The following is a 17,800-nucleotide window of genomic DNA, read 5'->3' on the forward strand; positions in this document are numbered from 1 at the left end:
GCTCCGGCGTCTACACACACTATCGCGAAGAATCAGCTCTTCGCTTTCGGCATCTGCGAAACCAGCGACAAGCCGATATCCATGCCTTCCACCTGGAAGTGCGGCACGACGAAGAGCTTGATGCGGAAGAAGCCGGGGTTATCCTCGATATCCTCGACCGTCACCTTCGCCTCACGCAACGGATGCGAAGCCTGAAGTTCATCGCCCGGATCCTTCATCTCGGTGACGAGGCCCTTGATCCAGTTGTTGAGTTCCAACTCGAGCAGACGCCGGTCCTTTGTCGTGCCGATGTTCTCGCGCTGAATCAGCTTCAGATAATGCGCGATGCGCGACAGCAAGAAGATATACGGCAGACGCGCGTTGATACGGCTGTTCGCGGTCGCTTCCTTCGTCTCGTAGAGCGCGGGCTTCTGCGTCGAATTCGCCGAGAAGAAACACGCGAAATCGTGGTTCTTGTAGAACGAAAGCGGAATGAAGCCGAGGTTCGCGAACTCGAATTCACGCGTCTCCGGAATGAGCACTTCCGTCGGGATCTTCGGCTGTACGCCGGTGCCGAGATCATACAAATGCACCGGGAGATCTTCGACCTTGCCGCCTGCCTGCGGACCGCGAATCTGCACGCACCAGCCGTTATTTACGAAGCTGCGCGACATGTTCGCCGCGAACGCGAACGACGCGTTCACCCACAGGTAACGATCATGGTCCGGGCCCTTGACCTGCTCTTCGTAGTTGAATCCGCGCACGGGCGTCGTGTCCTTGCCGTACGGCAGGCGACCGAGCACGCGCGGCATCACGAGACCGACGTAGCGCGCGTCGTCCGTGTCGCGGAAACTCTTCCACTTGATGTATTCGGCGCGATCGAAATAGTTGCCGATATCCTGAATCGCCGCGACTTCTTCCATCGACTTCTTGCCGAAGAAGGCCGCACCCACCGAACCGATAAACGGCATGTGCGCCGCCGCCGCGACCTTCGAGATGTTGCGCAGCAACGCCACGTCCTGCGGCGAGTTGGCGAACTCGAAATCGCTGACCATCGCGCTGATCGGCTGGCCGCCCGGCGTGTCGTACTCCTCGATGTACGTCAGGCGATACAGGCCGCTCTGGATCAGTTCCGGCGCGTCCTCGAAATCGCGCACCAGCGCGTCCTTCGATACATCCAGCACTTCGATGCGCGCATTCTTGCGGAAATCCGTGCGCGACACGAGCATCTTCAGACCGCGCCAGCGGCCTTCCAGCGCCTGGAATTCGGGATTGTGCATGACCGAATCGAGCTGCCGGCTGATCTGTCGGTCGAGCTGACCGATGAAGAAATCGAGCAGCGACTTGTCGAGACGGTCCACCGGCTTGCTCGTCTGCGCGACGAGATCGAGGAAGGCGCCCATGCCGCGCGCGAGCCGTTCGTCGGCCGACGCTTCGGAAAGCATGTCGTTATCGCGGAATGCTTCGAGCGGACGGGCCTCTGCAACCGGGCTCAGATTGATTTTGTCGCAAAGCGCTGCATAGACGCTGTCGCCATACGACGCTTGCGGAGCGTCGAGCACAATGGTTTCGCCAGCGGCGCTCGCGCGGACTTCTTTCTTACTCATTGATTGTCCTGTCTGGAAAGCTTGTCGATTGAAGCGTGAAGAAGGCTGACGAGATTCAGGCGTGGCCTTCAGGCTGTGTTGCGGCCGTCGCGATCTGCGAGAGCTCGCCGCGCAGCTTGTCAGAGAGTTCCTTGTTCTTCAGGATCTTTTCGAACTCGCGACGGAACGTGCCGTTGTCGAGCAGATTCGACTTCAGATCTCGCAGCAGATTGCGCACGGCGAGCAGCGCCTGAAGTTCCGGAATCTGACGTGCTACTTGTTCCGGCTCGAAGTCCTTCATCGAACGGAAAGAAAGATTGACCGGCATTTCGGAACCGTCGCTTGCGAGCGTGTTTTCCGTGGCGAACTTCAGATCCGGCGCGTAGTCGGCGAGAACCGCGTCGAAGTTGTTCTTGTCGATGTTGACCTTCTTGCGCTCGGAAAGCGGCGCCTGTTCACGGCCCGCGCTGAAATCTCCCGCGACCAGCAGCTTCAGCGGCAATTCGACCTTCTTTTGAGCGCCACCCGTGTGCAGATCGAGCGTGATCGAAACGCGACTTTTGGGAATCTCTCTCTGGAAGCTATCCATCAATAATCCTTACTAAATTAATCAAACACATCTCGAATCCGAGACACTATGCGGAAGGGCGATGATCGGTTTCAAGCGCCCGGCCTGAACATTTCGTTCAATTTTTCGCAGACATTAGAACAGGTTTCATACCAAACCAAAAGAATCTCACGTCTGCCGCCTTATTCAGCAATCCGCAGCTTTTGGATACGGATTGCCATTGATAAACAATGGCTTTTTTTTCAATCCCCTCCGGCCGATAAATTTTTTTGGCACATTAATTGACAGTTCGCAGTGTTGTGCCTGCTCTTTCCGCCCAATCCGCGCCTGCCCTGCCACGCCAGCAAGTACCTGATTCCGCTCCCATTTCGCCTTGTCGTTCCATTTATAACCTGTCTATATCGTGAGTATACGAATGATGCCCTCGACGATAGAATCGCTCCCCACATAAACAATCAGCATCGCGAAATACATTCATGGGGATCAGTAACCCGCTGCGCACGTCCCAGCCGCAACCGCGTCTCGTCGAAGCATCGCCCGGTGCCGCGGCATCCTCCATCGCCGGTATTTGCGATCTGCTTCGCGACACCGCGCTCTTCGTCACGAATCTGTCGACGGGCGGCGTCGCAGAAAATTTCGCTGCATTGCGGACGCGCTGCGCGTCGATGATCGCGGATTTCAGCAACGCGCTCGAACGCCGCGGCTATCCCGACGACGTGCGCGATGACGCGTTGAAAGCGCAATGCGCACTGCTCGATGAAACGGCCCTGCATCATCTCTCCCGCGACGACAAACCCCTGTGGTCCGCGCAGCCCTTGCAAGTCGAGAAATTCAAGCAGCACGATGCGGGTGAACGCGTGTTCGAGCGGCTCGAGTTCCGCATGCGCGAGCGCTCACCGCAAGTCGATCTGCTCGAATGCTTTGCGGCGATTCTCGGGCTCGGCTTTCGCGGACGATACGCGCTCGACGGCGAAAACGAGCGGCGCGCACTTATCGCGGAACTGAATGCACTGATCGAGCGACTTCGGCCTCAAAGCGAGCGCTCATTCGTCATCGACCAGCGGGACCGGCGTTTGCGCGACTGGCTTAGGCGCATCTCGCCGTGGGCTATCGCCGGCATCGGTTGCGCCGTCGCACTCGTCACGTGGTTCATCTGGCACATCGCACTCGACGCGCAACTCGCCGCGCTGCTTTCGACAGCCGTCAAACCGTGAGCGCCATGCAAAAACTGGGCTACCCGGCGCGCACGATCATCGTTTTCGCCGCGCTTCTCGCGCTCGCCGTGCACTGGGTCGTGCAACCCTTCGGCAAGCAATGGATCTGGCTCTCCACCGTCTGCATTCTGGTCTTCGCCGCGAGCCTCGTCGGCTGGCGCACGCGGCAGTTGTCGCGCGCGCGCGAACGCAGCACGCATATCCTGAAAGCGCTGGGCGCGGCGACCGTCGACATTCCGCTGAACCTGCGGACCCGCATGCCGCTCGTGCTCGTGACGGGCGATGCGCTCGCCTCGCTGTTCGATCACGGTGCAAGCAGGCCGCGTCTCGTGTTCATCGGCGACGGCGCGATCTGGCTGCGCGTGGATCGTCCGCAGGATCTGCCCGAAATTGCGCTCGCGATGCACCAGTGGCGCGATGGCCTGCCGCCCGATGGCGTCGTGTTGAGCATCGCGCCCGCGTTCCACGCCGATGCCGACGCGCTCGCACAACGTCTGCGCGTGGCGCGCCAGGCACTCGCGGATGCATCACGCGTCGTGAGTGCACGCCTGCCGGGTTACATCGCCGTATATCAGCGGCTGACGCGCCTCGCACCGCGCGATGCGAACGCGGCGCGCCAGTGGTATAGCGTGGCGGCAGGCGTACCGTTCATCGACGCAAAGCGCTTCGACGCCATCGTCCGGACGGCGGAAGACGAAGCGCGCCGTCGCGCGGATGATCGTTACGCGTCCGCTCACGCTGCAGCGCTGGCATCGATCATCGGATGGACGCAGCGCGCCGTGTTCGGCACGCTCACCGATCCACGCCAGCCGGCCGCGCCCTGGGCGCTTCATGGCGCGGGGTGGATCGATTGCGGCCCCGCGAGCGATGCAACCCGACCGTGGGAGCGCGATGTGCAGATGCAAACGTGCATCGCGCCCGCGACCGTCGATGCGACGCCAGCACCGTGGCCGCTGCCGCAATCGCTGATCGAATCGATGCCACGCCGTCGCGCGACGTCGCCGCGCATCGTCGCCTTGGCGCATGCCGTCGGCATCATCGCGATCTTCGCGGGCGCAGCGTTTATCGGCGCAGGCCGTCACAACGCGAAGCTGCTCGACCGCGTGCATGCCGATCTGGATCGCTATGTATCCATCACGCCCGATCACGACGCCGCGCGCCGCGATGCGTTGCGGGCGCTTGTCGCCGACCGGGACGAGCTCGACCGCTACGCTCGAACGGGCGTCCCGCTCAAACTGTCCTTCGGGCTGTATCACGGCGCGCAATTATTGCCGCCCTTGAATGCGGCGATCGCGAGCTATCAGCCACCGCCGCCTCCGCCCGCCGTCGTGACACTCGACAGCATGTCGCTCTTCGACAGCGGCAAGGCGCAACTGAAGCAGGGTTCCGCGCGAGTGCTCGTCGAAGCGGTCGAAATGATCAAGGCGAATCCCGGCAAACGGATACTGGTCGCGGGCCATACGGACAATGTGGGCGACGCCGCAAGCAACTTGCGACTATCGAACGCGCGTGCCGCGGCGTTACGCGACTGGCTCATCGAAGCCTCCGCCATTCCGGCGACGCAGTTCGCGGTTCAAGGCTACGGCGACACACGCCCCATCGTCCCGAATGACACCCCCGCCGGGCGCGCGAAGAATCGCCGTGTCGAAATCACGCTGGTGCCGGATACCGCGAACAACACGAACTGACATCGCGAATCGAATCCCCGGAGTTCTCTTTCCGGGATCTTGTCGCTCGGAGAAATCTATTTCTGAGCATTGCTTGGCAGTACCAAAGAGGAGTAGTAAATGGCAATTCCCGCATATATGTGGCTCAAGGATGACGGCGGCGCCGACATCAAGGGTTCCGTCACCGTGCAAAGCCGCGAAGGCAGCGTCGAAATCGTCGCGTTCGATCATGGCGTGCATATTCCGACCGATGGCAACACCGGCAAGCTTACGGGCACGCGCGTGCACGCGCCGGTCACGCTGACCAAGGAAACCGATTCGTCGACGCCGTATCTGTACAAGGCGGTGACGAGCGGCCAGACGCTGAAGTCGGTCGAGATCAAGTGGTACAAGATCGACGACGCGGGCAAGGAGAAGGAATACTTCAACACCAAGCTCGACAACGTCAAGGTCGTCGCCGTGCGTCCGAAGATGCTCGACATCAAGAATCCGGATTACGAGAAGCACAATCATCTGGAAGAAGTCGAACTGCGCTACGAACAGATCACCTGGTCGTACAAGGACGGCAACATCATCCACAAGGACACGTGGAACGAGCGCGCGTAAGCGACTCGATTGAACGGCTCATGACAACGTGAGTCGTTGAAGCCGGCCCGCTCTGCGGGCTGGTTGTTCTTCTGCACCGCCAATCGCCTCCACGCCTTATTCATTCCCTCCTCACCGGACTTCATATGACCATGCGCGACTCCACCCATCTGCTTCGCCGGCTCAATCCTCACTGCGCCCGCACGCTCGAAGCGGCCGCGAGCCTGTGCCAGACGCGTCTTTCCGACGAAATCACCGTCGAGCACTGGCTGCTGAAGTTCATCGAGGCGGACGATGGGGACATTCCGGCGATCCTGCGTCACTATGAAATCGATGTCGATGCGATCTGGACCGCGCTGCTCGGCGCGATCGATCGTCTGCCGCGCAATTTGCGTGGCATGCCATCGCTGTCGATTCAGCTCGCGAGCGTGCTGCAGGATGCGTGGAATCTGGCATCGCGCGAGGATGTCGACGGCACGATCCGTTCGGCGCATCTGCTGCGCGCGATCATCGGCGCACCGCACGCGATGCGCACGCAGGACGCGTGGCCACTCTTTTCGCTGTCCGGCGCGCAGATCGAGCGATTGCTGCCGCGTCTCGGACGGGCATCGTGCGAGAACGCACCCGCGCAGGAAGACGATGCCGATGAACCCGCCGACATCGCGCACGCAGACGCGCAAGCACCAGTGAAACAGAACGCCGCACGCTCGACCGAAGGTCAGGCGCTCGAACGCTTCGCCATCGATCTGACGGAGAAGGCGCGGCGCGGCGAGATCGATCCGGTGTTCGGCCGCGATCGTGAAATCCAGCAGATGATCGACGTGCTCGTGCGCCGCCGCAAGAACAATCCGATCCTCGTGGGCGAGCCAGGTGTGGGAAAGACGGCGCTCGTCGAGGGGCTGGCGCTGCGGATTGCTGAAGGCACCATTCCCTCGCTCTTGCGCGAGGTGTCCATCCTCACGCTCGACCTCGGTCTGCTGCAAGCCGGCGCGGGCGTGAAGGGGGAAATCGAGCAGCGCCTGAAGAACGTGATCGATGAAGTGAAGGCATCGGCGACGCCGATCGTGCTCTTTATCGATGAAGCGCATACGCTTATCGGCGCGGGCAATTCGGCCGGCGGCTCGGACGCGGCCAATCTGTTGAAGCCTGCGCTCGCGCGGGGCGAGCTGCGCACCATCGCGGCGACGACGTGGTCGGAATACAAGGAATACTTCGAGCGCGATGCGGCGCTCGAGCGGCGCTTCCAGATGGTCAAGGTCGAAGAGCCCGGTGATGACGCCGCGTGCCTCATGTTGCGCGGCCTCGCAACGCGTTACGCAAAGCATCATGGCGTACATATCCGCGACGAGGCGCTCGTCGCGGCGGTGCGACTGTCGCGCCGTTACATCCCCGCGCGTCAATTGCCGGACAAGGCCGTCGATCTCATCGACACCGCCGCCGCCCGCGTGCGTATGGGCCTCGACACGCCGCCCGCCGAATTGCAGCGCGCACGCGCAACCGTGGCGGCGCTGGAACTGGAGCGAACGACCATCGATGCCGACGCGCGCGCTGGCGTCGACGATGTCGCTATGCGCCACGAAGCGCTGGATAGTGCCCTCGCACAGGCCAATCAGGAGCTCGCGGATCTTCAGACGCGTTACGATCACGAGCTGTCGCTGGTGCGCGCTCTACTGGAACAACGCGGCGACGGCGCGACGAAGCCCGATGCGCAAGCCTTCGCCGCCGCGAAGCATGCACTCGCCGAAGCACAAGGCAAGACGCCGCTGATCCACGCCGATGTCGACGCACAGGCCATCGCGCGCGTGGTTGCCGAATGGACAGGCGTGCCGGTCGGCAGTCTGGTGGAAGACGAACTGCTGAATCTGCTCACGCTCGAAGACCAGTTGGAAAAGCGCGTGGTCGCGCAAAGTGACGCGCTCGGCATGCTTGCGCAAAGCCTTCGCACCGCGAAAGCGGGGCTCAAGAGCGAACACGCGCCACTGGGCGTGTTCCTGCTGACGGGACCGTCGGGCGTCGGCAAAACGGAGACGGCGCTCGCGCTCGCCGACGTGCTCTTCGGCGGCCAGGCCGCGCTCACGACGATCAACATGTCGGAGTATCAGGAAGCGCACACGGTCTCGCAGTTGAAGGGCTCGCCGCCGGGTTACGTCGGTTACGGGCGCGGCGGCGTTCTGACCGAAGCGGTACGTCAGCGTCCGTATAGCGTCGTGTTGCTCGATGAAGTCGAGAAGGCGCATCGCGATGTGCTCGACATGTTCTATCAGGTGTTCGATCGCGGCTCGATGCGCGATGGCGAAGGTCGCGAGATCGACTTCCGCAACTGCGTGATACTGATGACCTCGAACCTGGGCACCGAACTGATCCACGATGCGACGACGGACACGCCCGATATCGCGCACGCCGCGTTGCTCGACGCCATTCATGATCCGCTCGTGAAGCACTTTCAGCCCGCGCTGCTCGCGCGTTTCCAGACGCTCGTCTATCGTCCGCTCGATGCGAACGCACTCGGCAATATCGTGCGGCTGAAGATCGCGAAGATCGCGGATCGCCTGAAGCGGCAGCACAGTGTCTCGCTCACGTGCGAAGAATCGCTGATCGCATCGCTTGCCGAGGTGTGTCTTTCGCGCGATTCGGGCGCCCGCAACATCGACGCCTTCCTCGATCAACGCATTCTGCCGACCGTCTCACGAGAACTTCTGACACGCATGGCAAGCGGCGCCGCGCCCGCGCAGATTCGTCTTGCGAATTCCGACGAAGGCAATCTGACGATCGAGTTCGTCGACCAAGGCGAAGCGATCCACGACGCGGTCTGAAGCACGCGCGCGAGGGGAAGATCCGATCATCCCCTCGCTGCACGGCACACCCTACTTCTGCCAAGGCCCCGCGCCGCCCGCGAACGCGGGCACACCCATCTCCTCGCGATTTTGCGCCGCGCGCGCTTCATCGGCTTCCACTGTCTTGCTCGTATCGATGAACAGCGCCGCGACCGCGCCGACCGCGAGCAAGCCCGCTGAGATCGTGAACGGCACGTTATAGCTGCCGGTCTGCTGGATCAGATAGCCGAACGCAACCGGCGACACCATTCCCGCGACGCCGAAGCCCGTGTTCATCATCCCGCCCGCCGTGCCCGCATACTTGCCCGCGATATCGAGCGGCAAGGTCCACAACACCGGATTCGTGATCTCGAGAAAGAAGAACGATGCCGTCAGGAACCACACTGCCATGATCGGGCTCGGCGCGTTGACCATCGGCAGAAGAAAGGCAAGCGAGCCGCCCATGCCGACCACCAGAATGCTGCAACGCGCGAGACGCAGCCGTCCCGTCATCCTGTAGATGCGATCCGACAGCACGCCGCCCAAGGTATCGCCGATCACACCGGCTAGCAGCGGCAACGCAGTGAAGAGCGCGAGGTGCTTGAGATCGAAACCGCGCGATTCCTTCAGATACGAAGGCAGCCACGTCAGATACACCCACAGCAGCCAGCCATAACAGAAGTCGACGAACGTCACGAGCCACATGCGACGAATCAGCATGCGCCACGGCGTCGCCTGCTTTCTCGCGCGTGCACATTCTCCCGCGCGATAGCCGATTTCAGCGGTCTCCTCGGGCGTCACGCGGCGGTTCTCATCAGGGGAATTGGTGAAGACGAAGAGATACAACACCGTCCACGCAAGACTCGCCACGCCCAGCAGAATGAACGCCTCGCGCCATCCGCTCGCCGCGACCACCGCAAGCACGAGCGGCGGCGTCACCGCACCGCCCAGCCGCGCAAAGCTATGCGTGATGCCCTGTGCGAAGCCGCGTTCTTGCACTGGCATCCAGAACGTGAATGCGCGCGTTGCGGTCGGAAACGCGCCGCCCTCGCCGATGCCCAGCGCGAGACGCATCAGCACCAGCATGCCGATGCTGCCCGCGAAGCCCGTCGCGAGCGTCGCCGCGCCCCAGATGAGCGAGAGCACGGTGAGCACGAGCTTCGGCCCGAAACGATCCGCAAGCCATCCGCCGACGATCTGCATCACCGCATACGGATAAGCGAACGCGGAGAACACGAGTCCGAGTTGCACGGACGTCAGACCCATTTCCTGGCGAATCAGCGGTCCCGCCACGGCGATGTTCACCCGGTCGATGTACGAGATGAAGTACATCAGGCACATCACGCCGAGAATGATATGGCGCGTCTTCACGCGCTGACGTTGCTTGTTCACGGTGTCTCCTTCCTATGTCCATCTGATGTGGAATATCAAGCTGTCCCATCGAACCCGCGTCGCTTTATCCCGCAGGTTGCGGACTCTGCACAAGCTTCAGGCGCTGCACCTTGCCTGATGGACCGCGCGGCAATGCATCGGTGAAGCGGAATTCACGCGGCGTCTTGTAACGGCCCAGCTCGCGCAGACAGTGCGCGCGCAGTTCGGCCACATCGAGCGACGCTGCGCCGCCCGCCGGCACGATGTAGGCGACGATGTCCTGTCCATACGCTGCATCGGGCACGCCGACCGCGGCCGCTTCGAGCACGCCGGGATGACGCAGCAGCGCTTCGTCGATCTCGCGCGGCGCAATGTTCTCGCCGCCCTTGATGATCAGTTCCTTCGCGCGGCCGTTGATGTAAAAGAAGCCCGCCTCGTCGCGATAGCCGAGATCGCCGGTGCGCAGCCATCCATCCGCGGTAAAGGCGTTGCGCGTTTCTTCCGGGCGCTTGAAATAGCCGCTCATCACCTGCTCGCCGCGCAGCACGAGTTCGCCAGTTTCGTTGGGCGCACATTCGCGTCCGTCGATGTCGACAATCTTCGCGTCGCCGCCAGAAGGCAAGCCGATGCTGCCGATGCGTCTCATCGATTGTTCATACGGATTACTGAATATCGGCGCGGCAGTCTCCGTCATCCCCATCGTTTCTATGACGCCGATGCCGAAGCGCTCCTCGAACGCGCGATGATGATCCGCAGGCAAAGCCGCCGACGCGCTGCGGCAGAACTTCAGCGCGGAGATATCGCAGCCCTGCGTGGCCTCTCCATTCAGCAGATAAGCAACGATCGTCGGCACCACGTTGATCCACGTGCATCCGGATTGCGATGCCTCGTTCCAGAACGTGCGCGCCGAAAAGCGCGGCGCCATCACCGCCGAACCGCCGTGCCAGAGCGGCGTCAGCAACGCGACGACGAGACCGTTGATGTGATAAAGCGGCAGCGATACAAGCACGCGATCATCGCCGGACAGCCGATGTTCCGCAGTGATGTTGCGCATGTTGGCGAGCAGGCTGCGATGACTCAGCAGCACGCCTTTGGGCGCGCCCGTCGTGCCCGACGTGTACATGAGCAGCGCGGTATCGCCGGAATTCATCGCGCCCGCGTCGCTCGCGACGATATGCGTGCCGGGTGTTTCATCGCGCACGAGCGGTATGGCGCGCGGAGAAAGCGTCGGGATATCGGGCAACTCGTTTGCATCGGGCGATGTGCGCACCACCGCGATCTCGCGCTCCATGCCTTCTCGACGCAACACGTCGATCGCTTCGACGATGATGTCGTGCGTATCGTCCGCGACGAAGATCGCGCGCGTCTCCGAATGCTCGACGATGTAGCGCACCTGGGAAGGCTGGCACAAGAGATTCAACGGATTCGCGACGAGGCCGCTGTACATCGCCGCGAGCAACAGCCGCGCCGTCTGGATGCCGTTGCCCATGAAAACCGACACGACATCGCCGGGGCGCAGACCCGCTGCATCGAAACGTGCTTCCAGCGCGATACATGCGTCGCGCAATGCGCCGAAAGTCAGTACATCGTCTCCCGCGACGGACAACAGAAAGGACTTATCGGGCGCGTGCTCGGCGCGCGCGTCGATCAATGCGCGCAACGTCGACGCATCGAAGGGCGCGCGATCGGACGAAACGATTCGATCGGGCAGCGCGCTCATCGTCCGATCCTCCGGAAGTAATCGCCGAGCAGCGAATCGACGTCCGGCACGCGCTCCGCGATCGGGTACGCGACGCGCGTCACATTCAGGTATTGCCGATACCCGAGATTCGACGAGAAATTGTTGCCGCCCCACGTGCCGCAGCCCATCGAAAGCGAGAACGGCAGGCCGTTGTCGAAGTTGCCGCCGGTTGCCAGGCAATGCGCCTGATCGACGATCACGCGCGCCACCGGCAATTGCGTGCCGAGCGTGACGGCGAGCGCGTCGTCCGCGCCGTGCACGCCGACCGAATGGCCCGCGCCCATGTAGCCGTAGATGCCGCGCACGATATCGATAGCGTCGTCGATGCCGCGCGCGCGATACACCGTCAACACGGGCGAAAGCTTCTCGCCGGAGAACGGATGCTCGGCGCCGTAGCCGATTTCTTCGACCATCAGGAACTTCGGCTCGCGCGCGGCGATATCGTCGAGGCCGGCCTCAGCCGCGATAGCCGCAGCCGAACGCGCGGTGCAGCGCGCCGAGAGCTTGCCGTCGTGCCACATCGCCGCCTGAAGTTGCGCCTTTTGCGCGGCATCGAGCAGCACGCCGCCTTGCCTCGTCAACGCATCGAGCATGCGCGTGTAGATCGCTTCATCGATCACGACGCTGTTCTCCGAAGAACAGCTCGTCGCGTTGTCGAAGGTCTTGGACACGGCGATCTTGCGCGCTGCGTCATCGGCATTGGCGTTCGCCGTGACGATCGACGCGACATTGCCCGCGCCCACACCGAATGCCGGCGTGCCGCTCGTATAAGCCATGCGCACGTTCGCCTGCGAGCCCGTGGCGACGACGAGATCGGCGAGTTTCATCAACGCAGCGGTAGCCGCTTTGCCGATCGGATGCGGCAGCATCTGCACGAGATCGGGATCGAGACCCGCCTTGGCGAATTCGGCGTGAATGAAGTCGATGAGCAACGCGCACGACGAATAGCCCTTCGGCGAAGGCGCGACGATGACCGCATTGCCGCACTTGAGCGCATTGATGATCTTGTTGGCGGGCGTCGCGGCCGGATTCGTCGATGGCGTGATCGCAGCCACCACGCCAACAGCGCGCGCAATCTCAACGATGCCGTATTCCTCATCGCGCACAATCACGCCCGTCGTCGCGACGCCGTGAAGATCGCGCAGCAGGCCGAGCGTCTTGCGATGGTTCTTGCGGAACTTGTCGTCGGCATTGCCGAGGCCCGTGTCGTGCACGGCCAGGTCCGCGAGTCGGCGGTTGCGCTGCGGCTCCATGATGGCCCATGCCGCGGCCGCCGCAGCGGTATCGAGCGTCTCCTGCCCCGCCCGCTCGAAGCGTTGCTGCGCGGCACGTGCCCGCGCCACGAGCGCCGCGACGGTACGCTCCACATCGGGTTCTGGTGTATTCGACGCATTGTCGCCGGGACGCGCGAGCGTTGCGCCGCTTGCCATGTGATTCATGCGATAAACCTCGGCTGTTGGAAGATTGAATCTGCTATCCAATCTAGTCAGCCGCGTCCCTCGCGCGGTCCCGTTTTCTGGACTAACGCATGCAGCGAAAACACCAGCGTCGGAAATTTAACTTTTCGGGACTTTCCAGAGTCCCGAAAACCGGTGTTTTCGACGCACAATGAAATCAAAGCGAAAAGTAAGCAGACGGAGACAAGCAACGTGACGTCGAACCAATCGAATGCCGCCGCCGTGCGCGCGTTCCGCGTGCTCGAAACGCTCGCCGAAGCGAATCGTCCACTCTCGATGACCGAGCTCGTCGATGCGCTGGGCCTGCCGAAGCAGACCGTGCACCGCATCCTCGTGCAACTGATGGATGCATGGCTCGTCACGCGTGGCGCCAGCGACAAGCTCTATGAATGCTCGGCGCGCGTGCGTACGCTCGCCATCAACGTGCTGATGCACGCGGGGCCCGCTGCGGCGCGTCATGCGCTGCTCGAACAACTGGTCACGCGCGTCGGCGAGACCTGCAATCTGACGATGCTCGCGGGCAACGACGTCGTGTATGTGGATCGCGTCGAAACGGGCTGGCCCTTGCGCATGCACTTGCAGCCCGGCTCACATGTGCCGCTGCATTGCTCCGCGAGTGGCAAGCTGTTGTTGAGTTTCTTACCGAAGGAACGGCGCGAGCGCATGATCGAGCGCCTACCATTGCGCTCTTATTCGGAGCGCACGATCACCGATCGTGATGCGTTGCGCAAAGAGCTTGCATTGACGCGCCGCCGCATGCTCGCCATCAACAACCAGGAGCATTTGCAGGGACTCGTTGCGATTGCGGTGCCGGTGATGCTCGATCGCAATCGCGCGTGCGCGGCAATCGCGATTCAGGCGCCTGTCGGACGCGTCGCGCTCGATCAGTTGCTTGCATTCGAGCCCGACCTGCGGCGCACCGCGGAAGAAACCGCCAAGACCTTCAAGGAATGAAAAGCCGGTTTGCGATGCAGCAAACCGGCCTTATCTTCAACGCTTATCGTTCGACGGTTTGCAGACGCTGCGTCGAATGCTCCTGCTCTTCGACGTCGACTTCCTTTCGGCCACGCTTGAACACCATATACGCGACGATCAGAATGCCGAGGCTCGCTACGCCGAGCCACAGCGGCTTGCGTTGATCGGGAATGAACGCCATTGCGATAAGAATCGCCATCATCCCGAAGATCGCGAGCCACGTGAGATAGGGAAATCCCCACATGCGTACGCGCAGGTCACCGACTTCGAAGCTCGTCATGCGGCCACGCAGACGCAGTTGCGAGAACGCGATGAGCAAGTACACGAAGATTGCCACCGTGCCGTACGAATTGACGAGGAACGCGAACACCGTATCCGGCGATACATACGACATCACCACCGACACATAGCCGAACACGGTGCCGAGCAGAATGGCGCGCGTCGGCACGCCGCGCTTGTTGACCTTCGCGAGACCGAGCGGCGCATCGCCATGACGCGTCAGTGCGAACAGCATCCGCGATGCTGCGTAAAGGCCCGAGTTGAGCGCGGACAATACAGCGGTCAGCACGATCGCGTTCATCACGTTGGCCGCGGCAGGCATGCCCATCACTTCGAGCGCGCTGACATAAGGCGTCGCCATCTGATGCGAGTTCCACGGCACGAGCGCAACGACGAGCGCCACCGAGCCGACATAGAACACGAGCACCCGCGTGATGACCGAATTGGTCGCCTTGGCGACGGCCTTCGCCGGTTCTTTCGCTTCCGCCGCCGCGATCGTGACGATCTCCGCGCCGAAGTAGAAGCCAGTCGCCGCGACCGCGCCCGTCATCACCGGTCCGATGCCCTTCGGCATGAAACCGCCGTGCCCGAGGAACGTGGTGGCGACATCGGTCGTGTGCATCGATGCGGGCCAGAAGCCGCACACATACAGGCCGCCGAGGAACAGGAAGACGATGATCGCGCCCACCTTGATCGACGAGAACCAGAACTCGAACTCGCCGTAGCTGCCTACTGAAATGAGATTGGTGAGCGTGAGCACGACGAGCAATACGAGACTGATGATCCAGGCAGGCACGTCGGGTATCCAGAACTGCACGAGCTTAGCGCCCGCCACTGCTTCGAGCGCGATCACGATGACCCAGAAGTACCAGTACATCCAGCCCGTCAGAAAGCCGGCGAGACGGCCCGGCCCGCGCTGCGTCTGGAACGCGAGGCGCGCATATTCATAGAACGAGCCGACGGCGGGCATCGCGCAGGCCATCTCGCCGAGCATGCGCATGACGAGAACCACGAGGCCGCCCGTGATGAGGAACGAAAGAATCGCGGCGGGACCGGCCTGCTGGATCACCACACCGCTACCGACGAAAAGTCCGGCGCCTATGACGCCGCCCAATGCGATCATCGTCATGTGGCGCTGCTTGAGGCCACACTTGAGATCGCTGTGCTCCGTACTCGATTGCATGTCGTCTCCTGATTCCTAAATCGATGCGCCGCCCGCCGATTCGTTGCCAGCGGGTCGAGGCGTTCGTTCAATGATGCTTCAAAGCGCCGGACGATCCTTGCGATAGGCGTTCTTCACCGCGATCTTGCCGTCGCGGAAAGTGAAGACGTCCACCATGCGCGCCTCGATGCGCGAGCCGTCCGCCTTGGTGCCGCGAAACGTCGATTCCGATACGCCGCGTTCACCGCTCACGAAGTGCTCGCCTTCATTCCACGATGCGTCCGGGAACGTTTCCCACGCGAGCGTGAAGCCCTTGCGCACTTCGTCGCGGCCCTTGAATGTGCGGCCCAGTGCATCGGGTCCGGCCACGCCGTGAAAAACGCATTCTTCCGCCATGCAATTCATCAATGCATCGATATCGTGGCGATTCCATGCATCGTTGAATGTCTGCAAGAGGGCAATGTAATCCTGATTCGTTTGAGTGCTCATGTGTCGATATTTTCAGTGCGTTGCTAAAGAGTTGAAGCCGGGTTCAGCGCTTTTCGTCCTGCGCCAGATACTTGTGATACAGAAACCGCTGACCGACGCGACGGAACGGCGCGAAGCCTTTCCATCGAACCATGCCCATGACGTTCGGATATTCGAGCGCGGAGTCGTAGATCGGCAGATCGTCGCGACTGTGTTGCCATTTTCCCGCGACGCGCTCGGCCATGCGCCGCCCCGCATGCGCGGAGAACGACACACCATTGCCGCCGTAACCGACTGCATAAAAGATGCTCTGCTGCGGATCGGGCTGCGCGACGCGCGGCATCATGTCGTGACTGACATCGACCCAGCCCCACCACGAGTAATCGATGCGAATGCCCTTCAGCGACGGGAACTTGCGATGCAATCCCTCGATGAGCACTTCCATGTGACGGGGATTCGCGGCATCCGCGCCGGTGATCGCGCTGCGGCTGCCGATCTGCACGCGGTTGTCCGGCAACAGGCGATAGTAGAAGCGCAACGTGCGCGTATCGGTGATGACCTGTCGCGAGAGGAAATTGGTCGATGCGAGTTCTTCCTGCGTGAGCGGCCGCGTGACGAGCGAGTTCGACAGAATCGGCATGATCTTCGCGGACAGCGCGCGATGCATGTCGTTGCGCGTATAGCCGCCCGTCGCGAATGCGACTGCCTTCGCGCGAATCACGCCACGTGGCGTATGCACGTGATGCACGCCGCGAATCGTCTCGACGTTGAGCACCGGCGTGCTCGGATGCACCTTCACGCCGAGCGAGCGCGCCATGCGCATATAGCCGAACGCGAGCTTGAGCGGATGAACGCCGATGCCATCCGGTTCCAGCAGCGCGCCGCAACTTTCGCGATCGTCGACATACGATTGCGCCACTTCCTTCGCGCTCAGCATGCGCGTGTCGTAGCCGAATACATCGCGCATCACCTTGCATTCGTTCGCGAGAAAGTCCATCTTGCGTGCCCGATGCGCGATGTAAAGATGCCCGCCCGGTTGCGGATCGCATGCGAACTCGCCGATCAGCTGCTTGAACGTGTCGAAGCCTTCGCGGATTTCGGCGTCGAGCTTGAGCGCGGTCTGCTTTCCCCAACGCTCGATCCATTGCGAGCGATAGAGCCGGCCGCTCGCATTCTGCCCCTGGCCGCCATTGCGGCTCGTGCAGCCCCACGCGGTGCGATTCGCATCGACGATGGTCGCGCGAATGCCATGCTCCCGCGCCAGAAAGAGCGCCGTCGACAGACCGGTGAATCCCGAGCCGACGATCAGCACGTCGACATCGGCATCGCCGGGCAAGGGGCCGTCGTCTTCGGGCGGCTCGCCGGCGGTGGCCACCCAATAGGTCGGCGCATAGTCCATCGCCTGGCGTCCGATGGGCGAAACGAGCGGGTCGTAGAGTGGATCGTATGGGGCGCACGCGCCACGAAAGGCCGGCGCAACGTAGTCGAGAGTAGCCACCGATAACTCCTTGGAAAGTACCTTCATACTGCACCGAACTTCATGCGCCGCTTAGAGCCACGCCGGAACCATCGTTAGTGCCAGAACGCGGTCCCCGCTGGCCCTAGCGATTGGTCCTTTCTGGCACTACGACCTGCGGATTTTGTCTGGTCATACTGGGCAGATTCCTCTCTTCACTCGCGCATCGCATGCCTCGCGCGGGCCAATCGTCATACGGAGTAAGCCATGCTGAAGCTGTTGATCGGACTCGGTTTGCCTTTTGCCGGCGTCATCGGATTGTTGCCGTGGGCCGCGTCCAAGGACATTTATGTGCTCGGCGTTCCGTTTATTTATGCGTGGATTTTCGGCTGGTTCGTGCTGACCTCGGTCTGTCTCCAGGTTTGCTGGATGCTTTTCGATAAAAAAGCGGAACGCCTCGATACGCACGGCGCATAAGG

General features: G+C 62.0%; 14 protein-coding genes. 6 read left to right on the top strand and 8 right to left on the bottom strand.

All coding sequences use genetic code 11. The features are described from left to right. Positions 1-32: 32 nt before the first annotated feature. Positions 33-1,586: a type VI secretion system contractile sheath large subunit gene (gene tssC, locus AWB76_RS18480; RefSeq protein WP_061161591.1), complete on the bottom strand. Its 1,554-nt coding sequence runs from the start codon at positions 1,584-1,586 to the stop codon at positions 33-35. A gap of 55 nt (positions 1,587-1,641) precedes the next feature. Continuing rightward, positions 1,642-2,154, bottom strand: a complete 513-nt coding sequence (gene tssB / locus AWB76_RS18485) for a type VI secretion system contractile sheath small subunit (protein WP_061161592.1) — start codon at positions 2,152-2,154, stop codon at positions 1,642-1,644. A 455-nt stretch (positions 2,155-2,609) separates the two neighbouring features. On the opposite strand from tssB, the gene AWB76_RS18490 reads away from it, so the two are divergent. The 4 genes from AWB76_RS18490 (at position 2,610) to tssH (ending at position 8,412) form a co-directional block, all read left to right on the top strand. Then, positions 2,610-3,347 carry a DotU family type IV/VI secretion system protein gene (locus tag AWB76_RS18490; RefSeq protein WP_061161593.1) on the top strand — a complete coding sequence of 246 codons (738 nt, stop codon included), beginning with the start codon at positions 2,610-2,612 and terminating at the stop codon, positions 3,345-3,347. Between the two features lie 5 nt (positions 3,348-3,352). After that, positions 3,353-5,035 carry an OmpA family protein gene (locus AWB76_RS18495; RefSeq protein WP_061161594.1) on the top strand — a complete coding sequence of 561 codons (1,683 nt, stop codon included), beginning with the start codon at positions 3,353-3,355 and terminating at the stop codon, positions 5,033-5,035. Between the two features lie 99 nt (positions 5,036-5,134). After that, positions 5,135-5,620 carry an Hcp family type VI secretion system effector gene (locus tag AWB76_RS18500; RefSeq protein ID WP_061161595.1) on the top strand — a complete coding sequence of 162 codons (486 nt, stop codon included), beginning with the start codon at positions 5,135-5,137 and terminating at the stop codon, positions 5,618-5,620. 125 nt (positions 5,621-5,745) lie between these two features. Further along, positions 5,746-8,412, top strand: coding sequence for a type VI secretion system ATPase TssH (gene tssH / locus AWB76_RS18505; RefSeq protein ID WP_061161596.1), 2,667 nt, complete (start codon positions 5,746-5,748; stop codon positions 8,410-8,412). 51 nt (positions 8,413-8,463) lie between these two features. Here tssH and AWB76_RS18510 read toward each other — a convergent pair whose 3' ends face one another. The 3 genes from AWB76_RS18510 to sauS all read right to left on the bottom strand — a co-directional run bounded on the left by AWB76_RS18510 (position 8,464) and on the right by sauS (position 12,963). After that, entirely contained in the window at positions 8,464-9,753 is a 1,290-nt protein-coding gene (locus AWB76_RS18510) for an MFS transporter (protein ID WP_061161715.1), read from the bottom strand. A gap of 115 nt (positions 9,754-9,868) precedes the next feature. Continuing rightward, positions 9,869-11,503, bottom strand: a complete 1,635-nt coding sequence (locus tag AWB76_RS18515; protein WP_061161597.1) for an AMP-binding protein — start codon at positions 11,501-11,503, stop codon at positions 9,869-9,871. After that, the gene (sauS, locus tag AWB76_RS18520; RefSeq protein ID WP_061161598.1) at positions 11,500-12,963 is read right to left on the bottom strand and encodes an acylating sulfoacetaldehyde dehydrogenase; all 1,464 of its coding nucleotides are present in this window, start codon (positions 12,961-12,963) and stop codon (positions 11,500-11,502) included. The genes AWB76_RS18515 and sauS overlap by 4 nt, the downstream gene beginning before the upstream one ends. A gap of 210 nt (positions 12,964-13,173) precedes the next feature. Between sauS and AWB76_RS18525 the strand changes: the two genes are divergently transcribed. Further along, positions 13,174-13,935 carry an IclR family transcriptional regulator gene (locus tag AWB76_RS18525; RefSeq protein ID WP_061161716.1) on the top strand — a complete coding sequence of 254 codons (762 nt, stop codon included), beginning with the start codon at positions 13,174-13,176 and terminating at the stop codon, positions 13,933-13,935. Between the two features lie 43 nt (positions 13,936-13,978). On the opposite strand, the gene AWB76_RS18530 is transcribed toward AWB76_RS18525, so the two are convergent. The 3 genes from AWB76_RS18530 to AWB76_RS18540 all read right to left on the bottom strand — a co-directional run bounded on the left by AWB76_RS18530 (position 13,979) and on the right by AWB76_RS18540 (position 17,363). Beyond that, entirely contained in the window at positions 13,979-15,418 is a 1,440-nt protein-coding gene (locus tag AWB76_RS18530) for an amino acid permease (RefSeq protein WP_061161599.1), read from the bottom strand. A gap of 78 nt (positions 15,419-15,496) precedes the next feature. Next, complete coding sequence (locus tag AWB76_RS18535; protein WP_061161600.1) at positions 15,497-15,886, bottom strand: nuclear transport factor 2 family protein; 390 nt, start codon at positions 15,884-15,886, stop codon at positions 15,497-15,499. A 43-nt stretch (positions 15,887-15,929) separates the two neighbouring features. Next, on the bottom strand, positions 15,930-17,363 hold the full coding sequence (locus AWB76_RS18540) for an NAD(P)/FAD-dependent oxidoreductase (protein WP_061161601.1): 1,434 nt from the start codon (positions 17,361-17,363) through the stop codon (positions 15,930-15,932). Between the two features lie 225 nt (positions 17,364-17,588). Here AWB76_RS18540 and AWB76_RS18545 point away from each other — a divergent pair, with 225 nt between their 5' ends. Continuing rightward, positions 17,589-17,798, top strand: coding sequence for a DUF3311 domain-containing protein (locus AWB76_RS18545; protein WP_061161602.1), 210 nt, complete (start codon positions 17,589-17,591; stop codon positions 17,796-17,798). Positions 17,799-17,800: the final 2 nt, after the last annotated feature.

The sequence above is a fragment of the Caballeronia temeraria genome (genome assembly GCF_001544795.2).
In the GTDB taxonomy this organism is placed as follows: domain Bacteria; phylum Pseudomonadota; class Gammaproteobacteria; order Burkholderiales; family Burkholderiaceae; genus Caballeronia; species Caballeronia temeraria.

Coding starts and splice junctions, on each gene's coding strand:
- tssC (WP_061161591.1), bottom strand. CDS start 1,586: ATGAGTAAGAAAGAAGTCCGCGCGAGCGCCGCTGGCGAAACCATTGTG.
- tssB (WP_061161592.1), bottom strand. CDS start 2,154: ATGGATAGCTTCCAGAGAGAGATTCCCAAAAGTCGCGTTTCGATCACG.
- AWB76_RS18490 (WP_061161593.1), top strand. CDS start 2,610: ATGGGGATCAGTAACCCGCTGCGCACGTCCCAGCCGCAACCGCGTCTC.
- AWB76_RS18495 (WP_061161594.1), top strand. CDS start 3,353: ATGCAAAAACTGGGCTACCCGGCGCGCACGATCATCGTTTTCGCCGCG.
- AWB76_RS18500 (WP_061161595.1), top strand. CDS start 5,135: ATGGCAATTCCCGCATATATGTGGCTCAAGGATGACGGCGGCGCCGAC.
- tssH (WP_061161596.1), top strand. CDS start 5,746: ATGACCATGCGCGACTCCACCCATCTGCTTCGCCGGCTCAATCCTCAC.
- AWB76_RS18510 (WP_061161715.1), bottom strand. CDS start 9,753: ATGTGCCTGATGTACTTCATCTCGTACATCGACCGGGTGAACATCGCC.
- AWB76_RS18515 (WP_061161597.1), bottom strand. CDS start 11,503: ATGAGCGCGCTGCCCGATCGAATCGTTTCGTCCGATCGCGCGCCCTTC.
- sauS (WP_061161598.1), bottom strand. CDS start 12,963: ATGAATCACATGGCAAGCGGCGCAACGCTCGCGCGTCCCGGCGACAAT.
- AWB76_RS18530 (WP_061161599.1), bottom strand. CDS start 15,418: ATGCAATCGAGTACGGAGCACAGCGATCTCAAGTGTGGCCTCAAGCAG.
- AWB76_RS18535 (WP_061161600.1), bottom strand. CDS start 15,886: ATGAGCACTCAAACGAATCAGGATTACATTGCCCTCTTGCAGACATTC.
- AWB76_RS18545 (WP_061161602.1), top strand. CDS start 17,589: ATGCTGAAGCTGTTGATCGGACTCGGTTTGCCTTTTGCCGGCGTCATC.